The sequence below is a fragment of the Neobacillus sp. plas4 genome (assembly GCF_057221695.1).
Genome location: NZ_CM170152.1, coordinates 12501 through 30000 on the forward strand (window position 1 = coordinate 12501; position 17500 = coordinate 30000).

The following is a 17500-nucleotide window of genomic DNA, read 5'->3' on the forward strand; positions in this document are numbered from 1 at the left end:
AGTGACTCTGCGCCGAAAATGTACCGGGGCTAAACGTAACACCGAAGCTGTGGATTGACATCTACGATGTCAGTGGTAGGAGAGCGTTCTAAGGGCGTTGAAGCTAGACCGTAAGGACTGGTGGAGCGCTTAGAAGTGAGAATGCCGGTATGAGTAGCGAAAGATGGGTGAGAATCCCATCCACCGTATGCCTAAGGTTTCCTGAGGAAGGCTCGTCCTCTCAGGGTTAGTCGGGACCTAAGCCGAGGCCGAAAGGCGTAGGCGATGGACAACAGGTTGATATTCCTGTACCACCTCTTTATCGTTTGAGTGATGGGGGGACGCAGGAGGATAGGGTAAGCGCACTGTTGGATATGTGCGTGTAAGCAGGTAGGCTGGTGAATAGGAAAATCCGTTCACCGTAAGGCTGAGCTGTGATGCCGAGGGAAATATAGTACCGAAGTTCCTGATTCCACACTGCCAAGAAAAGCCTCTAGCGAGATAAAAGGTGCCCGTACCGCAAACCGACACAGGTAGGCGAGGAGAGAATCCTAAGGTGAGCGAGAGAACTCTCGTTAAGGAACTCGGCAAAATGACCCCGTAACTTCGGGAGAAGGGGTGCTTTTTGAGGTGAATAGCCTCGAAGAGCCGCAGTGAATAGGCCCAGGCGACTGTTTAGCAAAAACACAGGTCTCTGCGAAGCCGCAAGGCGAAGTATAGGGGCTGACGCCTGCCCGGTGCTGGAAGGTTAAGAGGAGGGGTTAGCTCTAAGCGAAGCTCTGAATCGAAGCCCCAGTAAACGGCGGCCGTAACTATAACGGTCCTAAGGTAGCGAAATTCCTTGTCGGGTAAGTTCCGACCCGCACGAAAGGCGTAACGATCTGGGCACTGTCTCAACGAGAGACTCGGTGAAATTATACTACCTGTGAAGATGCAGGTTACCCGCGACAGGACGGAAAGACCCCGTGGAGCTTTACTGTAGCCTGATATTGAATTTTGGTACAGCTTGTACAGGATAGGTAGGAGCCTGAGAAGCCGGAGCGCCAGCTTCGGTGGAGGCGTCGGTGGGATACTACCCTGGCTGTATTGAAATTCTAACCCTCACCCCTGATCGGGGTGGGAGACAGTGTCAGGTGGGCAGTTTGACTGGGGCGGTCGCCTCCTAAAGAGTAACGGAGGCGCCCAAAGGTTCCCTCAGAATGGTTGGAAATCATTCGCAGAGTGTAAAGGCACAAGGGAGCTTGACTGCGAGACCTACAAGTCGAGCAGGGACGAAAGTCGGGCTTAGTGATCCGGTGGTTCCGCATGGAAGGGCCATCGCTCAACGGATAAAAGCTACCCCGGGGATAACAGGCTTATCTCCCCCAAGAGTCCACATCGACGGGGAGGTTTGGCACCTCGATGTCGGCTCATCGCATCCTGGGGCTGTAGTCGGTCCCAAGGGTTGGGCTGTTCGCCCATTAAAGCGGTACGCGAGCTGGGTTCAGAACGTCGTGAGACAGTTCGGTCCCTATCCGTCGTGGGCGCAGGAAATTTGAGAGGAGCTGTCCTTAGTACGAGAGGACCGGGATGGACGCACCGCTGGTGTACCAGTTGTCTTGCCAAAGGCATCGCTGGGTAGCTATGTGCGGACGGGATAAGTGCTGAAAGCATCTAAGCATGAAGCCCCCCTCAAGATGAGATTTCCCATAGCGTCAAGCTAGTAAGAACCCTGAAAGATGATCAGGTTGATAGGTCAGAGGTGGAAGCGCGGTGACGTGTGGAGCTGACTGATACTAATCGTTCGAGGACTTAACCAATTTTTAAAAGATGAACTCGTTTTTACTAACTTCTTCTGAAATTATCTAGTTTTGAGGGAATGAAACCTCAAAAACAGTCTGGTAACAATGGCGAGAAGGTCACACCCGTTCCCATACCGAACACGGAAGTTAAGCTTCTCAGCGCCGATGGTAGTTGGGGCATTGCCCCTGTGAGAGTAGGACGTTGCCAGGCACACGAAGCACAACCCTTATCAGGTTGTGCTTTTTTGCATTGTCTGTAAGGTCAATAGGCTGGAGAAGAGTTGTTTATAGGAAATTTATGTACGTATGATAGTGTTTTGCTAAAAAAGGTAAAGTATATCGGCTATTGGGTGCCCTTGCGGTGGTGTTTCAGTAAAAAGAGGTAACAAATGTCGGATATTCGTGCCCTTGTGATGGTGTTTTGGTAGAAAGAGGTAACGAATGTCGGCTATTCATGCCCTTGCGGTGGTGTTTCAGTAAAAAGAGGTAACAAAAGTCGGCTATTCGTGCCCTTGCGGTGGTGTTTCAGTAAAAAGAGGTAACAAATGTTGTGCCCTTGCGCTGGCATGTTTGTTGAAAAGAGGAATGATAGCCAGAAATTCATGCCTTGTGGTCTTATCTGATTCCCTCCGATATCATTTTCTATTGCAAAAGGGAATCAGACCCTCCTTTTGATTCCCTCACCCTAAGATTTTCAATGGTTAAGGGAACCAAAACTCTTTTTTGATTTCCACAATCTTAGATTTCCGTAGAATAAGGGAACCAAAGTCCCTTTTTGATTCCCTCAACTCAAACTTTTATCCAATCCAGGGAATCAAAGCCCTCCGCTACCCATCCTCATACCTCAACTCACCTTAACCCATCAAATACTCATAAACCAAAAACGGCCCTTTCGTCAAAGTTATGTCTAAAAAGGTTTTTATAAATGGATAGTCACGATTGGGCATCATTTTTGTCAGTTCACTCCACCACTCCGTCTCATATCTAGCAATCATACTTAAATTATAAAGTAAGAGATAATGCACCATTAATTCAGGAAACAAGAATAAGTTCTCTTTCTTTAGTGGGAGTACATACGCCATGCTATCTAGATTAAATTTAATCGGTGATATCCCAGTAAACTCATTTTTGTTGTATTGAAACATAAGACCGTCACTTAAAAACTCAATCTGATTTCCAGACTTTGTTGTAAGAAACTCCTTTAATCGCTCCTCTGTCATATGATATTGGTCTAATACTTTTTCTGGTACTGCCATTTGCTCATGCTGAGTATATATAGGGGTAAAAGTGCTCTTCCCCTCATGTAAGACAAATAGGTCATCCAATTCAGGAATAAGCTGCAGGAGCTCTTCCATGGTGATCTTATCCCCTTCCAATTGTTTCAGGTGGAACATCCTTTCTGACATAAAGGGGAAGAGCCCATTTTTTTGAAATTTTACTTCATCATGGAAAAACTGATAGTTTTGTTTTTTCCTTTTTCGAGTTGAGACTCCATGTGCCAGTACAGATGTTGTTTCTGGATAGGCAGGGTCAATCGTTAAAATACATGCCTTTATTAAATGAACGAGTCCATAAAAAAGGAGAATGGGCTTTAAGATTAATGGTGCATTTTCCGCCTGTTGGTAATATATTTGTCCATGTTCGAGATAATATAGAAAGGCATAACAGTTCTCATAGCTTTTTTGCTCAGGATTGTCAATGTTCCACTTTTTATAATTGCTTTTTAAGTAGTGCTGACAATACTCTGCAGAAAAAAAACAAGCATAGCTTTTCCATCCTTTATAGTCAGTAATCAAGTAAATCACCTTTTTCAGAAAAATTAGATTAAAACAACTTCCTTGACAGTATTTTGTCCAATTGATAACCTACAATTAAAAAATTTTTCTTGGAGGCCATAAAAAATGTGGGAGAGTAAATTTTCAAAAGAAGGTTTAACGTTTGATGATGTCTTATTAATTCCTGGTAAATCAGAAGTTCTGCCTCGTGATGTAAGTCTTCAAGTGGAGTTATCTCCCAGTGTAAAGTTAAATATCCCGATTATTAGTGCAGGGATGGACACTGTAACAGAAGCTGAAATGGCAATTTCTATGGCACGCCAAGGCGGTTTAGGAATCATCCATAAAAATATGACCATTGATCAACAGGCTGAACAGGTTGAGAAAGTAAAGAGGTCAGAAAGCGGAGTAATCACTGATCCGTTTTTCCTTACTCCAGAACATCAGGTATTTGATGCCGAGCACTTAATGGGCAAATATCGAATTTCAGGGGTACCAATTGTCAATAATCTTGATGAGCAAGTGCTGGTAGGGATTATCACAAATCGTGACTTACGTTTCATACAAGATTACTCCTTTAAAATTTCAGATGTTATGACAAAGGAAAATCTCGTTACGGCTTCTGTAGGAACCACATTAAAGGAAGCTGAAAAAATCCTTCAAAAGTACAAAATTGAAAAACTCCCGCTTGTGGATGATCAAGGTGTACTAAAAGGGTTAATTACCATTAAAGATATTGAGAAGGTTATTGAGTTTCCAAACTCAGCAAAGGACAAGCAAGGCCGTTTATTAGCTGGAGCTGCAGTCGGCGTAACCAAGGATACGATGATGCGGGTTGAAAAGCTGGTAAAGGCAAATGTAGATGTAATTGTTGTAGATACTGCACACGGACATTCCAAGGGTGTTCTCGACACAGTTAAGGAAATTAGGGACCAATACCCGGACTTAACAATCGTAGCTGGAAATGTCGCCACTGGAGAAGCAACAGCGGCACTAATTGAAGCGGGTGCGGATGTCGTAAAGGTGGGAATTGGGCCTGGATCCATTTGTACTACCAGGGTGGTAGCAGGTGTAGGGGTACCACAAATTACAGCAGTTTATGACTGTGCTACAGAGGCAAGAAAACACGGAAAAAGTATTATTGCAGATGGCGGTATCAAGTATTCAGGTGATATCGTTAAGGCATTAGCTGCAGGCGGTCATGCGGTTATGCTGGGAAGTATGCTGGCTGGTGTAACAGAAAGCCCTGGTGAGACTGAAATATTCCAAGGACGGCGCTTTAAGGTTTATCGCGGTATGGGATCCGTTGCAGCGATGGAGAAGGGTTCAAAGGACCGATATTTCCAGGAAGATAATAAAAAGTTTGTTCCTGAGGGAATTGAAGGCCGCTTGCCTTATAAAGGACCATTAGCTGAAACAATCTACCAATTAGTTGGTGGTTTACGTTCAGGAATGGGCTATTGCGGAACAAAAGACCTAGAAGAGTTACGAAACAATGCACAATTTATTAGAATGACGGGTGCTGGATTAAGAGAGAGCCATCCTCATGATGTGCAAATTACAAAAGAAGCACCAAACTACTCATTATCATAAATAAACAGAACAGAGAAGTTACCGCTTCTCTGTCTTTTTTTTGTAAAAACATAGGTAATTCCTCTGTCTAGGATTTGCCCCCTAGTTATGTTAAAATAACCAAAGTGTATTAAATCGTTGGAGGCGTTAGTGTGGACAAACTTTTTTATCGCAAATTCCTTGCAAGTTTCTTGGTAATGATCATGTTATTTAGCCTTTTTACAGGCTTAGATAAAGTGGAGGCAGAAACTACTGCATTAGATGTTAATGCATCTGGAGCTATCTTGGTGGATGCAGATACGGGTATGATTCTGTATGAAAAGAATTCTGAAACTGCTCTGGGTATTGCTAGTATGACAAAAATGATGACGGAATATCTTTTATTAGAAGCCGTAAAAGAAGGTAAGGTAAAATGGGGGCAAGAATACGTAGTATCCCCCGAACTTTCCAAAATGTCTCATGATGATAGTTTAAGTAATGTTTATTTACGTGTTGATGGAAAGTATAAGGTAGAAGACTTGTATGCAGCAATGGCCATTGAATCTGCTAATGCAGCCACTATTGCTATTGCTGAAATTGTTGCAGGAACTGAGCGTCAATTTGTTGAAATGATGAATAAAAAGGCTGCAGAGCTTGGTCTGGAAAAGTATAAGTTTGTAAACTCTACTGGCTTAAATAATCGTGATATGCTAAAACACTTTCCAGAGGTGGTAGGTGACCCTGATGAGGAAAATGTAATGTCTGCAAAGGATGTTGCAGCCTTGGCATCTCACTTATTAAAGGATTTTCCAGAAGTATTAGAGACATCTAGTGTTCCAGAAAAAGTTTTTGCAAAGGGTACGGAAGATCAGTTTGTAATGGACAACTGGAACTGGATGTTAGAAGGATACGAGGAACTTGCAGCGGATTACCCGAATTACCAACAGTTTGTATATGATGGGTTGGATGGTTTGAAAACGGGTTCTACCACTTTTGCAGGGTATAATTTTACGGGAACAGCTTCTAGGGATGGCCAGAGATTTATTTCCGTTGTTATGAATACAAGTTCTCAATCTGAACGGTTCAGAGAAACAAGAAAGATTCTAGACTTTGCCTTTAATAATTTTACAAAAAAAGAAATTATTCCAAAGCATTATCAAGTTAAAGAGAAAAAGAATTTACCAGTAATCAAGGGGAAAGAAAATCAAGTAAAAATTTATACAAAAGACGCCGTTAATATGGTTGTTAAAAATGGGGAAAAGGATAATTTTAAAACCAAATTAACACTTGATAAAAAGAAGGTTAATAAACAAGGTGAACTTACTGCTCCTATTAAAAAGGGCGAAAAGGTTGGAACTTTAACAATCCAGCCGAAAGAGGCTGAAAAGTTTGGGTTTATAACAGCTAAAGGACAGAGCAATATCACTGTCGACGTGATCGCAGCTGAAGATGTAGAAAAGGCAAATTGGTTCGTTTTAATGATGAGAGGAATCGGCGGGTTCTTTGGAGATCTATGGGGAGGCATTTCTTCTACCGTTAAAGGCTGGTTTTAATCATTAGGGAATATTTAACAGAGGATTCTTGTCTTGACAGGAGTCCTTTTTTGTTGCTTTAATGTCATTATGGGAACATTCTAATTCCGAATGAATTAACCATAATTCATAATTTTATACGTTAATTTTTTGTAATATTTATAAAAGTACAACCAACAAGGGGGATTTTACATGAAAACAGGTACAGATCGAGTTAAACGCGGAATGGCCGAAATGCAAAAGGGCGGCGTTATCATGGACGTTATTAATGCAGAGCAAGCAAGGATTGCTGAGGAAGCAGGTGCTGTTGCAGTAATGGCTCTTGAGCGTGTACCTTCTGACATTCGTGCAGCTGGCGGAGTTGCTAGAATGGCTGACCCAAGAATTATTGAAGAAGTACTAAATGCAGTATCAATTCCTGTAATGGCAAAGGCAAGAATTGGCCATATTGTCGAAGCACGTATCTTAGAGGCAATGGGTGTTGACTATATTGACGAGAGTGAAGTTTTAACTCCAGCAGACGAAGAGTATCACTTGCTTAAGAGTGATTATACTGTTCCATTTGTTTGCGGCTGCCGAGATCTTGGTGAGGCTGCCCGCAGGATTGGCGAAGGCGCTTCTATGCTTCGTACAAAGGGTGAGCCTGGAACAGGAAATATCGTTGAAGCTGTCCGTCATATGCGTAAGGTAAACGGTCAGGTTCGCAAGGTAGTAGGAATGAATGAAGATGAGCTCATGACGGAAGCAAAACTTTTAGGAGCATCATTTGAGTTACTTCTTGAAATCAAGCGTCTTGGCCGTCTTCCAGTTGTTAACTTTGCAGCAGGCGGGGTAGCAACTCCAGCTGACGCAGCATTGATGATGCAATTAGGAGCTGACGGAGTATTTGTAGGTTCAGGTATCTTTAAATCAGAAAATCCTGCTAAGTTCGCAAGAGCGATTGTGGAGGCGACAACTCATTACCAAGATTACAAATTAATTGCTGAGCTTTCTAAGGACCTGGGAACACCAATGAAGGGTATTGAAATATCATCATTATCCCCTGAAAACCGTATGCAGGAACGTGGCTGGTAATGGTTAAGGTAGGAGTACTTGCCTTGCAAGGCGCAGTTCGAGAACATATTCGTTCTGTAGAAGAATGTGGAGCAGAAGGAATCGCTATTAAAAAAGTCAAGCAGCTTAAAGAAGTAGATGGCCTCATCCTTCCTGGCGGTGAAAGCACAGCGATGAGACGCTTGATTGATAAATATGGTTTTATGGACGCTTTAAAGGAATTTGCTGCAGAGGGTAAACCGATGTTTGGTACATGTGCAGGTCTAATCCTTTTAGCCAAAAACTTAGTTGGTCATGAGCCTCATATAGGTGTGATGGACATTACGGTTGAACGTAACTCCTTCGGCCGGCAGGTTGATAGCTTTGAGGCTGACCTCGCGATTAAGGATGTAGCTGACAACTTCCCTGCAGTTTTCATTCGTGCACCGCACATCGTTGAAGCAGGTCCAGAGGTAGAGATCCTTTCAAAGCATAATGACCGTATTGTAGCAGCGCGGGAAGGACAGTTCCTTGGTTGTTCCTTCCACCCTGAATTAACAGATAACCATGACATTACGGCTTACTTCGTAGAGATGGTAAAGGAAGCAAAAGCAAAACAACTTGTATAATTTGGTTGCATTTGGTGGATAATTATAGTAAATTATCTACAATAAATAAATATCTTAAAGCAATGAGAGGAACTAGTAACAGGAAGTTCATTCTAAAGAGAGCCGATGGCTGGTGTAAATCGGTGTTTGAATCTTGTGAATCCCTCCTCGAGCAAGGTGCGGAACACCCTTATAAGGGTAAGTAAGTACTTTCGGTAAAAACCGTTAATTTTTTTCAAGGTGGACAGACTATAATACTGTCAACCAGGGTGGTATCGCGGGTAACTCTCGTCCCTGTTTTTGGGGACGGGAGTTTTTTGTATTTATTTTTTTTATCCTAGCTGCAGCGCCTAGGGGCTTGGGGTCATAAGCTTGTCTAGTTGCGGCTCCTTGGGACTCGAGTCATAAGCCGACCCCTGAAGAAGGCAAAAAGCGCCTTCTTGCAGGGTTCGTCTTATGCCTTCGTCCCAGGGCAGTCGCCTCTACATTTCAGACAATCCGGCAAAAAGGTTAAAAGGCAACCTTTCCGCCGGCTAGTCTTATGCCTGTCGCCCCTGTGCAAGGCGCTTATGCTTTATAATTAAGGAGTGGGTGAGCGTGCTAGATATTAAATTATTACGGGCTAATTTTGCAGAGGTTAAGGAAAAGCTCCAGCATCGCGGCGAAGACTTAACGGACCTTGGTAAATTTGAGGACTTAGATCAACGAAGACGCGACTTGATTGTGGAGGCGGAACAATTAAAAAGCAAGCGTAACGAGGTTTCCCAACAGGTAGCGGTCTTAAAGCGTGAAAAGGCAAATGCGGATCATCTTATTGTAGAGATGCGTGAGGTGGGCGATAGGATTAAAGTATTAGATGAGGAGCTCCGCAGTGTCGAGGAAACCCTTGAGCTCCTGTTATTAAGCATTCCAAATATTCCTCATGAAAGTGTACCGATTGGTGAAACAGAAGAGGAAAATGTAGAAATTAGAAAATGGGGCCACGTTCGGGAATTTGATTTTGAGGCAAAGCCGCACTGGGATGTTGCCGACCATTTAGGAATACTAGATTTCGAACGTGCGGGCAAGGTTACCGGGAGCCGGTTTGTCTTTTATAAAGGCCTTGGAGCCCGCTTAGAGCGTGCGTTAATGAACTTCATGCTTGACCTGCATGTTGATGAGCATGGCTATAAAGAAATCCTGCCGCCTTATATGGTCAACCGTGCGAGCATGACGGGAACAGGGCAGCTGCCAAAATTTGCAGAAGACGCCTTTTTAATTGAAAGTGAAGATTACTTTTTAATTCCAACTGCTGAGGTGCCTGTCACCAATCTACATCGTGATGAAATCTTAAGCGGTGACGAGCTTCCTATCCGCTTTGCGGCATACAGTGCATGTTTCCGTTCTGAGGCCGGGTCTGCGGGACGGGATACACGCGGGTTAATCCGTCAGCACCAATTCAATAAAGTGGAGCTTGTGAAGTTTGTGAAGCCAGAGGATTCCTACGAGGAGCTTGAGAAGCTGACAAGTGACGCAGAGCGTGTCCTGCAATTGCTTGAATTGCCTTACCGTGTGCTTAGCATGTGTACGGGTGACTTAGGCTTTACGGCTGCTAAAAAGTACGATATTGAGGTATGGATTCCGAGCTATGGAACCTACCGTGAGATTTCTTCTTGCAGTAACTTTGAGGCCTTCCAAGCCCGCCGTGCAAATATCCGCTTCCGCCGTGATCCAAAAGCGAAACCAGAGCATGTGCATACATTAAATGGTTCTGGCTTGGCAATTGGAAGAACGGTTGCTGCCATCTTGGAAAATTATCAGCAGGATGATGGAAGCGTGGTTATTCCTAACGTATTACGTCCATATATGGGGAATAAAGAAGTTATTAATCCGGAATAAAAAAATAGATAATAATGTGTTGACATGAGTAGATTACTGTGTTAATCTATATCTTGTCGATACGGAGGAATACCCAAGTCTGGCTGAAGGGATCGGTCTTGAAAACCGACAGGCGGGTCAAACCGCGCGGGGGTTCGAATCCCTCTTCCTCCTCCATTAATTTTAATAATCGCGCATAAAACTGGAGATAGAATCCGTCCCAAATATTGGGACGGATTTTTTTATATACTTTTTTACTAAATGCTTCAATACATACAAAAAAGCACACATTGGAATTAACCAATATGTGCTTTTGTTATATTTAGAAGTTCTTTAAGTCGTTCATCCACTTCACGGCATACGCGTAATGCATCTTCTGGGCGCTTTACGACATCTGTATGATCCATATCAATAATCAATACATCACTCGCGTTATAGCTGTTGATGACCCAGTCATCGTACCCCTTCCAAACTTCAAAGTAATATTCTTTCAGCTCAGGGTTGATTTCAAAGCTTCTTCCTCGTGCCATGATTCGGTCGATTACCGTATCAAAGGATCCTTTTAAGTAAACCATTAAGTCAGGGGCCTTTTTCGGCAGCTCGTTTAATTCTTCCATCATATTTTCAACTAGATCTTCATATATTTTAAATTCAAGATCAGAGATTCTGCCAAGGTTTTTATTTACATAGGCGAAGTACCAGTCCTCGTAAATGGAGCGATCTTGAATGGTATAGATAGGATCATTCCAACTTACACAGTCCTTTACTGTTTTAAATCGTTTATTTAAGAAAAATAATTGTAAGAGGAAAGGAATTCTTCTAGCATCTAATTCCTCAGCTGTTAGTTCGTAATATAGAGGGAGAATTGGGTTATCATCAACAGTCTCATAAAAAACCTTACTCTCAATTCCATTTCTTTTAAAGTGTGCATTTAATGTATCAGCTACACTCGTTTTGCCAAGGCCAATCATACCACCAATAACGATACTCACTTACATCCCCCAATTCTTATCTTGTGTTAGTCGTGCTGCTTTTCTTTAATGAACCTACTAGTCTTTCCATGATAAAATTTAAATCCTCTTCATTTTTTACAAAATCTAATTCATCACCATTAAAGCGAAGTACCGGAATTTCTGGATGTGATTGCTCAAAATTCGCTATGGTTTGTTCGTAGTCAATCGATAGCTGCTCTAAATATAAAGGACTGATATTTTTCTCAACTTCACGTCCTCTTATTTTTATCCGCTTAAGAAGAGTATCAAGACTCGCATTTAAATAAATAATGACATTCGGCTTTGGCATATCTTCTGTTAGGAGCTGATAAATTTTATAGTATTTTTGATATTCCTCGGGGCTTAAAGTCCTTTGGGCAAAAATTAAGTTCTTTAAGATATTGTAATCTGCTACTACAGCCTGACTTTTACTTAGGAAGTGGGTATTAATGTCTCCTAATTGCTTATAGCGATTGCAGAGGAAAAACATTTCTGTTTGGAAACTCCATTCCTCAATATTCTCATAAAACTTCCCCAAAAATGGATTTTCATCAACAATCTCTTTTAAAAGAGCAAAATTGAATTGCTCTGAAATAGCTTTAGCGAGAGATGTCTTACCTACACCAATCGGCCCTTCAACGGTAATAAAGGGAGTATATCCCATTTTTCTGGCCTCCTTCTCCAACTGCCTGCAATTTCTATGTCTAATCAGTAAAATACTGGTAGCTTTATATAAAGTTCATAATGGCACAAATAATATATTATCATAATCTTACACAGGAAGGGATATGGAAAATGTTGAAGAATGGATTTTCGTGTCGATAATATGAAAAAACTGCCGAATGACGGCAGTTCTTGTATTTATCTATTTTCATCTTTTTACGACATTAAAATTCTCAACAATTAAAAGCCAATTTTGCGGGAATGCCAAGCCAAGCTTCCAATAACTCATTCCTCTTATATTCAACTCTTTTATCAAATTAAACTTTGCTTGAATCGAACGTGCATCCTCGAACCAAACTTCATGCTGCTTTCCATCTGCAGCAGTATATCTGAAAAAAGGCGCCTGCGCCTTTGTATCATATTGGATAGGAACATTGTTTGTTGCTGCCAGCTGAATAGCCTGCTGTGGGCTTACCGCTTTTGCCACTGTTCCTTGAACAAAGGGAAGTGTCCAGTCATAACCATATAGGTTTTGCCCCATCATAATTTTATTAGGAGGCATTTCTGTAATTGCATATTCTAAAACCTTACGAACCTGATCAATAGGCGATACAGCCATTGCTGGACCACCGCTGTATCCCCATTCGTAGGTCATAATGACAACAAAGTCAACAATTTGGCCATGTGCACGATAATCATGAGCTTCATACCATTTGCCTTGTTGTGCAGCACTTGTTTTCGGTGCAAGGGCTGTTGAAATAAACCATCCTTCACGTTTGAATATTGTTTTTGCTTTCCGTAAGAATTGATTATAGGCTTCACGGTCAGCTGGTCTTAAAAATTCGAAATCGAAATGGATATCTCTAAAGCCATATTTTTTTGCAGCAGCAACAATATTATTTAGGAATCTGTCTTGGATGGAAATATCATTAAGTAAAATACGTCCCAATTCATCACTGAACTGATCGTTTTCTTGGTTGGTAATAACCATCATTAAAACATTTCGATTAGCTCTTGCAATGGCTGGAAAGTTATTTAGCAAAGGTTCCTTTAAGGAACCGTCACGAAGTGCTTGAAAGCTGAACGGTGCCAAATAAGTTAAGTAAGGAGCGGCCTCCCGTGCACTCGTTTCTAATATTGGTGCTACAGAGGTGCCGCGCGGTTCTACATAGGCATTAAATTCTGCCCTTCTTTTTGGTGCTGGAGGGATATAAAGGCGAAAACCAACATAAAGCTGCTGGTTTAATGAAATACGATTGACTGACGCAATTTGTTGATAAGGTACACCTGTTTTTTGCCCGATTGACCACAAACTGTCTCCAGGCTGTACATAATAAAAACTTCCAACGATAGGGATCACCATTGCCTGGCCGACGACAAGATCATTTGGATTAGGGATGTCATTTGCTTCGACTATATCATCAACGGTTGTATTATAGACCCGCGCAATAGTTGTTAATGATTCGTTACTCTTCACAATATGAATTTGCATATTCTTCCCCTCCTAAGCGAGACGCTACAACTATTTTATGAATGGGATTATGGATTCATGATATAATGGATAAAATTTCAATAGAGACAGTGTAGTGAGAATTGATAGGCGGTATACTTGATGGCAAGAGAAGAATTTTCAGACGAATATTATATGAAAGAAGCAATAAAGGAAGCAAAAAAGGCAGAAGCTCTAGCGGAGGTACCAATCGGAGCGATTATCGTTGTAGATGGGAGGATTATTTCCCGCGCACATAATTTGCGGGAAAGTAACCAGAGTGCGGTCGCCCATGCAGAACTATTGGCAATTGAACACGCCTGCAAAGAAACAGGATCATGGCGGCTCGAGAATTCGACCCTTTTTGTCACTCTAGAGCCCTGCGCTATGTGCTCTGGAGCGATTATCTTATCAAGGATAGAGAGAGTGGTTTATGGTGCGGCTGACCCAAAGGGCGGCTGTGCAGGAACCTTTATGAATCTCTTGCAGGATGAGCGCTTTAATCATCAAAGCGAAGTTACGAGTGGTGTATTGGAAGCAGAGTGCGGCAGATTATTAACGGATTTCTTTCGACAGCTTCGAGAAAGAAGAAAACAAGCGAAGAAACGAGACTTACAATAATTTACAGTCAATAAAGATTGATTTTTTTTCTGATTGTTAGTATACTAAGAAGGCGTCAGATAAGACGCATTAAAGCATTATCAACTTTGCCGTGCTAGGCGGGGAGGTAGCGGTGCCCTGTACTCGCAATCCGCTCTAGCGAGGCTGAATCCCTTCCCGAGGCTGGTATCCTGTAGGGTCCGCCTTAAGTAAGTGGTGTTGACGCCCGGGTCCTGCGCAATGGGAATCCATGAACCATGTCAGGTCCGGAAGGAAGCAGCATTAAGTGGAAGCTCCCATGTGCCGCAGGGTGGCCTGGGCCGAGCTAACTGCTTAAGCAGCGCCTATGGGTGCCAGTCGACGGAAGGTGCACGGCAGCTAATTATTAAAAAACAGCTCATCTCACATCCGAGATGAGTTTTTTTATGTTCTTTTTGGAAAATAGAAAAAGGATACGTTATAATGGAGAAGATAGAATTTTGAAGGGGGCGATGTTTTGGCATATCAAGCTTTATATCGTGTTTGGCGTCCTCAGCAATTTATTGATGTAGTAGGACAGGAACATGTAACAAAAACATTGCAAAATGCCCTGCTTCAACAAAAAATTTCTCATGCATACTTATTTAACGGGCCACGAGGAACGGGGAAAACAAGTGCAGCCAAAATACTAGCGAAGGCAGTAAATTGTGAGCGGGCGCCTGTTTCTGAACCTTGCAATGAGTGCGCCGCCTGTAAGGGAATTACCAATGGAACAATATCGGATGTACTAGAATTTGACGCAGCATCCAACTCTCGAGTGGAAGAAATGAGAGATGTTCTAGATAAAGTAAAGTTTGCGCCAACCTCTGTTAACTACAAGGTCTATATTATTGATGAAGTGCATATGCTATCGATTAGCGCCTTCAATGCATTGTTAAAAACGTTGGAGGAGCCGCCCAAGCATGTTATTTTCATTTTAGCTACGACCGAACCGCATAAAATACCCCTAACCATTATCTCTAGGTGTCAGCGATTTGATTTTAGACGGATTACAGCACAATCGATTGTAAATCGAATGAAACTCATCATCGATGAAACAGGCGTTAGTTGTGAAGAAGACGCTTTAAAAATGATTGCAAGAGCGGCTGAAGGTGGTATGCGTGATGCATTAAGTCTATTAGACCAAGCAATTTCCTTTAGTCAGGACACAGTAACTGTCGAGGATGCATTGACGGTTACAGGCTCTGTTTCGCAAGGGTTTTTAAATAAGCTTGCCAAGGCAGTAAGGGAAAAGGATGTAGCCAGTGGTTTAGAGGCCTTAGAGGAATTATTGTTTCATGGGAAAGACCCAACGAGATTTATCGAGGATTTTATTTTGTACTATCGTGATATGTTGCTATTCAAAACAGCACCAAATCTTGAAGAATCCATGGATAGAGTCTTATTAGATGAGGAATTTCGTCAGCTGGCCGAATCTGTTCCGTACGATCAGATTTATCAGCTTATTGATTTACTAAATAAAACCCAACAGGATATGCGATGGACCAATCATCCGAGGATCTTTCTAGAAGTTGCTATTGTTAAGCTATGCCAAACGGAAGTGCAGCAGCAAAAGGAGCAAATTCCCTCTGGACAACTATCACAGCTGCTTACAAAAATAGAACAGCTAGAGAATGAAATTCAACAATTGAAAACAAATGGACCTGCTGTTGTTCAGGAAAATGTACCTCAAAGTACACAAAAGCCTGCACAGAGAACTTCAAGAAAAGGATTCCAGCCTGCAGTAGGCAAAATAAATGAAGTATTAAAAAATGCAACAAAGAATGACCTGAATCAAATTAAGAGCAAATGGGGCGAAATGAGAGGGAAATTAATGAAGTCTCATGCGGCCCTATTGAATGAAGCAGAACCAGTTGCTGCTTCAGTTAATGCTTTTATTTTAAAATTTAAACATGAAATTCATTGCCAGATGGCAATGGATAACAACCGTTTTATCGAGACGGTGACGATGGCTTTACAAGAACTAATAGGCAATAAATATTTGGTCCTGGGAGTACCCGAAGAGCAATGGTTATCAATTCGGGAGAACTTTTTAAGCACCCAGCATCATGTTGAAGGAGAGACCTCAAACTCTAAAGTAGAGGAAGAGCCGCATATTGCGGAGGCCAAAAACTTATTTGGTGCTGAATTTGTGGAAATTATTGACTAATTAATTGGAGGTTGAACTTGTTATGCGTGGTGGAATGGGTAATATGCAAAATATGATGAAACAAATGCAAAAAATGCAAAAGAAAATGGCTGAGGCTCAAGAAGAATTAGGTCAAAAAAAGATTGAGGGAACTGCAGGCGGCGGTATGGTTACTGTTATTGTTACAGGCCATAAAGAGGTAGTGGACGTTCAAATTAAACCTGAAGCCGTAGATCCAGATGATATTGAAATGCTCCAAGACCTTGTATTAGCGGCGACAAACGACGCACTAAAAAAGGTAGAAGAATTGACGAACAGCACAATGGGACAATTTACAAAAGGAATGAATTTGCCTTTTTAGTTAATTATTATCGAGCGTATGCGCCTATCTAAGGGCGCATACGCTTTTCTAGGAGAGGAATAATAAAAAATGCATTATCCAGAACCGATTTCTAAGTTGATTGACAGTTTTATGAAGCTGCCAGGTATCGGGCCCAAAACGGCTGCCCGTTTGGCCTTTTTTGTCTTAAGCATGAAGGAAGATACGGTACTGGATTTCGCAAAGGCTCTGGTAAACGCCAAGCGAAATTTAACGTATTGTTCAGTTTGCGGTCATATTACGGATCAAGATCCCTGCTATATTTGTGAAGATCAACGACGTGATAAGAGTACGATTTGTGTTGTGCAAGATCCTAAAGATGTTATCGCTATGGAAAAAATGAAAGAATTTAATGGTATGTACCATGTTCTTCACGGCGCTATTTCACCAATGGATGGTATAGGCCCAGAAGATATCAATATTCCAGATCTCCTAAAACGTCTCCATGATGAAACGGTACAAGAAGTTATCTTAGCGACAAATCCGAATATTGAAGGGGAGGCAACAGCCATGTATATCTCCCGTTTGCTTAAACCATCGGGAATTAAGGTTACGCGGATTGCACATGGGCTTCCAGTTGGAGGAGATCTTGAATACGCGGATGAAGTTACTTTATCGAAAGCTCTAGAAGGAAGAAGAGAACTTTAATCGAAAAAGTGGCAGCGCCTAGGTGCTGCAGCTAGATCATAGCGGGGGAGTTAAGGATGTTTTTCCAGCGGAAAGGATGGCTGCGAAAAGAGTATGATGAAAAACTCTTAACGCAATTACAAGAGTATAAGGAACATTGGCAGAGGCAAAAACAATTACTAGATAAAAGTTTTGACCCTTCAGAAGACGCAATTTGCCAAACAAAAATTGCGCAGGTAAAGTACTTCTTTCTATTAAGAGAAGCAAAAGAACGTAATGTTAGTATTAAAGGTAAAAGATAAAAAGGAAGCTATCTCTGCTCAAGGTCTATTTATAACAACTTGTACATATGTTGTTATAAAAAGAGTTGAAGGGGGATAGCTTTTTTGGAACCTATTGTAATCATATCAATATTAGGCGGGCTCATACTCATCCTGTTGTTTGCGGGAGCTCCTTTTAGGCCAGCAA

The 17500-nt window shown here is 41.9% G+C and carries 15 protein-coding genes, 1 tRNA gene, 2 rRNA genes, 1 other RNA gene and 1 other annotated feature (2 of these 20 only partly in view); of the genes, 15 read left to right on the forward strand and 4 right to left on the reverse strand.

The window, feature by feature from the left end; genetic code table 11:
• Together AC2TFD_RS00055 and rrf are read left to right on the forward strand one after the other, a co-directional pair.
• Positions 1–1778, forward strand: a 23S ribosomal RNA gene (locus AC2TFD_RS00055); it begins 1158 nt to the left of the window's first position.
• Between the two features lie 77 nt (positions 1779–1855).
• Positions 1856–1971 (forward strand): 5S ribosomal RNA (rrf, locus tag AC2TFD_RS00060).
• 643 nt (positions 1972–2614) lie between these two features.
• Here rrf and AC2TFD_RS00065 read toward each other — a convergent pair.
• Positions 2615–3556 (reverse strand): YaaC family protein, encoded by a 942-nt coding sequence (locus AC2TFD_RS00065; protein ID WP_484674751.1) that lies wholly within the window; start codon positions 3554–3556, stop codon positions 2615–2617.
• A gap of 105 nt (positions 3557–3661) precedes the next feature.
• Between AC2TFD_RS00065 and guaB the strand changes: the two genes are divergently transcribed.
• The 6 genes from guaB to AC2TFD_RS00095 all read left to right on the forward strand — a co-directional run bounded on the left by guaB (position 3662) and on the right by AC2TFD_RS00095 (position 10292).
• A complete protein-coding gene (gene guaB / locus AC2TFD_RS00070; protein WP_335509917.1) occupies positions 3662–5128 on the forward strand; it encodes an IMP dehydrogenase in 1467 nt (488 codons plus the stop codon).
• A gap of 131 nt (positions 5129–5259) precedes the next feature.
• Positions 5260–6639 (forward strand): D-alanyl-D-alanine carboxypeptidase family protein, encoded by a 1380-nt coding sequence (locus AC2TFD_RS00075; RefSeq protein WP_484674752.1) that lies wholly within the window; start codon positions 5260–5262, stop codon positions 6637–6639.
• A 171-nt stretch (positions 6640–6810) separates the two neighbouring features.
• The gene (gene pdxS / locus AC2TFD_RS00080; RefSeq protein ID WP_335509921.1) at positions 6811–7692 is read left to right on the forward strand and encodes a pyridoxal 5'-phosphate synthase lyase subunit PdxS; all 882 of its coding nucleotides are present in this window, start codon (positions 6811–6813) and stop codon (positions 7690–7692) included.
• Positions 7692–8279: a pyridoxal 5'-phosphate synthase glutaminase subunit PdxT gene (pdxT, locus tag AC2TFD_RS00085; RefSeq protein ID WP_484674753.1), complete on the forward strand. Its 588-nt coding sequence runs from the start codon at positions 7692–7694 to the stop codon at positions 8277–8279. Before pdxS ends, pdxT begins: the two co-directional genes overlap by 1 nt.
• 53 nt (positions 8280–8332) lie before the next feature.
• Positions 8333–8557, forward strand: a binding site (T-box leader).
• A gap of 298 nt (positions 8558–8855) precedes the next feature.
• Entirely contained in the window at positions 8856–10136 is a 1281-nt protein-coding gene (gene serS, locus AC2TFD_RS00090; protein ID WP_335509925.1) for a serine--tRNA ligase, read from the forward strand.
• A gap of 63 nt (positions 10137–10199) precedes the next feature.
• Positions 10200–10292 (forward strand) — tRNA-Ser (locus AC2TFD_RS00095).
• Between the two features lie 119 nt (positions 10293–10411).
• Here AC2TFD_RS00095 and AC2TFD_RS00100 read toward each other — a convergent pair.
• The 3 genes from AC2TFD_RS00100 to AC2TFD_RS00110 all read right to left on the reverse strand — a co-directional run bounded on the left by AC2TFD_RS00100 (position 10412) and on the right by AC2TFD_RS00110 (position 13262).
• Positions 10412–11107 (reverse strand): deoxynucleoside kinase, encoded by a 696-nt coding sequence (locus AC2TFD_RS00100; protein ID WP_335509927.1) that lies wholly within the window; start codon positions 11105–11107, stop codon positions 10412–10414.
• 16 nt (positions 11108–11123) lie between these two features.
• Positions 11124–11771, reverse strand: coding sequence for a deoxynucleoside kinase (locus AC2TFD_RS00105; protein ID WP_484674754.1), 648 nt, complete (start codon positions 11769–11771; stop codon positions 11124–11126).
• Between the two features lie 207 nt (positions 11772–11978).
• Positions 11979–13262, reverse strand: a complete 1284-nt coding sequence (locus tag AC2TFD_RS00110; RefSeq protein ID WP_484674755.1) for a glycosyl hydrolase family 18 protein — start codon at positions 13260–13262, stop codon at positions 11979–11981.
• 120 nt (positions 13263–13382) lie between these two features.
• Here AC2TFD_RS00110 and tadA point away from each other — a divergent pair, with 120 nt between their 5' ends.
• From tadA to AC2TFD_RS00145, 7 genes are all read left to right on the forward strand, one after another.
• Positions 13383–13880 carry a tRNA adenosine(34) deaminase TadA gene (tadA, locus tag AC2TFD_RS00115; RefSeq protein ID WP_335569855.1) on the forward strand — a complete coding sequence of 166 codons (498 nt, stop codon included), beginning with the start codon at positions 13383–13385 and terminating at the stop codon, positions 13878–13880.
• 89 nt (positions 13881–13969) lie between these two features.
• Positions 13970–14234: signal recognition particle sRNA large type (ffs, locus tag AC2TFD_RS00120), an RNA gene on the forward strand.
• Between the two features lie 121 nt (positions 14235–14355).
• Complete coding sequence (gene dnaX, locus AC2TFD_RS00125; RefSeq protein ID WP_484674756.1) at positions 14356–16047, forward strand: DNA polymerase III subunit gamma/tau; 1692 nt, start codon at positions 14356–14358, stop codon at positions 16045–16047.
• A gap of 22 nt (positions 16048–16069) precedes the next feature.
• Entirely contained in the window at positions 16070–16387 is a 318-nt protein-coding gene (locus AC2TFD_RS00130; protein WP_192655211.1) for a YbaB/EbfC family nucleoid-associated protein, read from the forward strand.
• A 69-nt stretch (positions 16388–16456) separates the two neighbouring features.
• Positions 16457–17053, forward strand: a complete 597-nt coding sequence (recR, locus tag AC2TFD_RS00135) for a recombination mediator RecR (RefSeq protein WP_335509940.1) — start codon at positions 16457–16459, stop codon at positions 17051–17053.
• 56 nt (positions 17054–17109) lie between these two features.
• Positions 17110–17334 carry a YaaL family protein gene (locus tag AC2TFD_RS00140; RefSeq protein WP_335509942.1) on the forward strand — a complete coding sequence of 75 codons (225 nt, stop codon included), beginning with the start codon at positions 17110–17112 and terminating at the stop codon, positions 17332–17334.
• Positions 17335–17418: 84 nt separating this feature from the next.
• Positions 17419–17500, forward strand: the start of a protein-coding gene (locus AC2TFD_RS00145) for a pro-sigmaK processing inhibitor BofA family protein (RefSeq protein ID WP_335509944.1). It continues 182 nt past the right edge of the window; the window shows 82 of its 264 coding nt (coding positions 1–82); it begins with the start codon at positions 17419–17421; its stop codon lies off the right edge, out of view.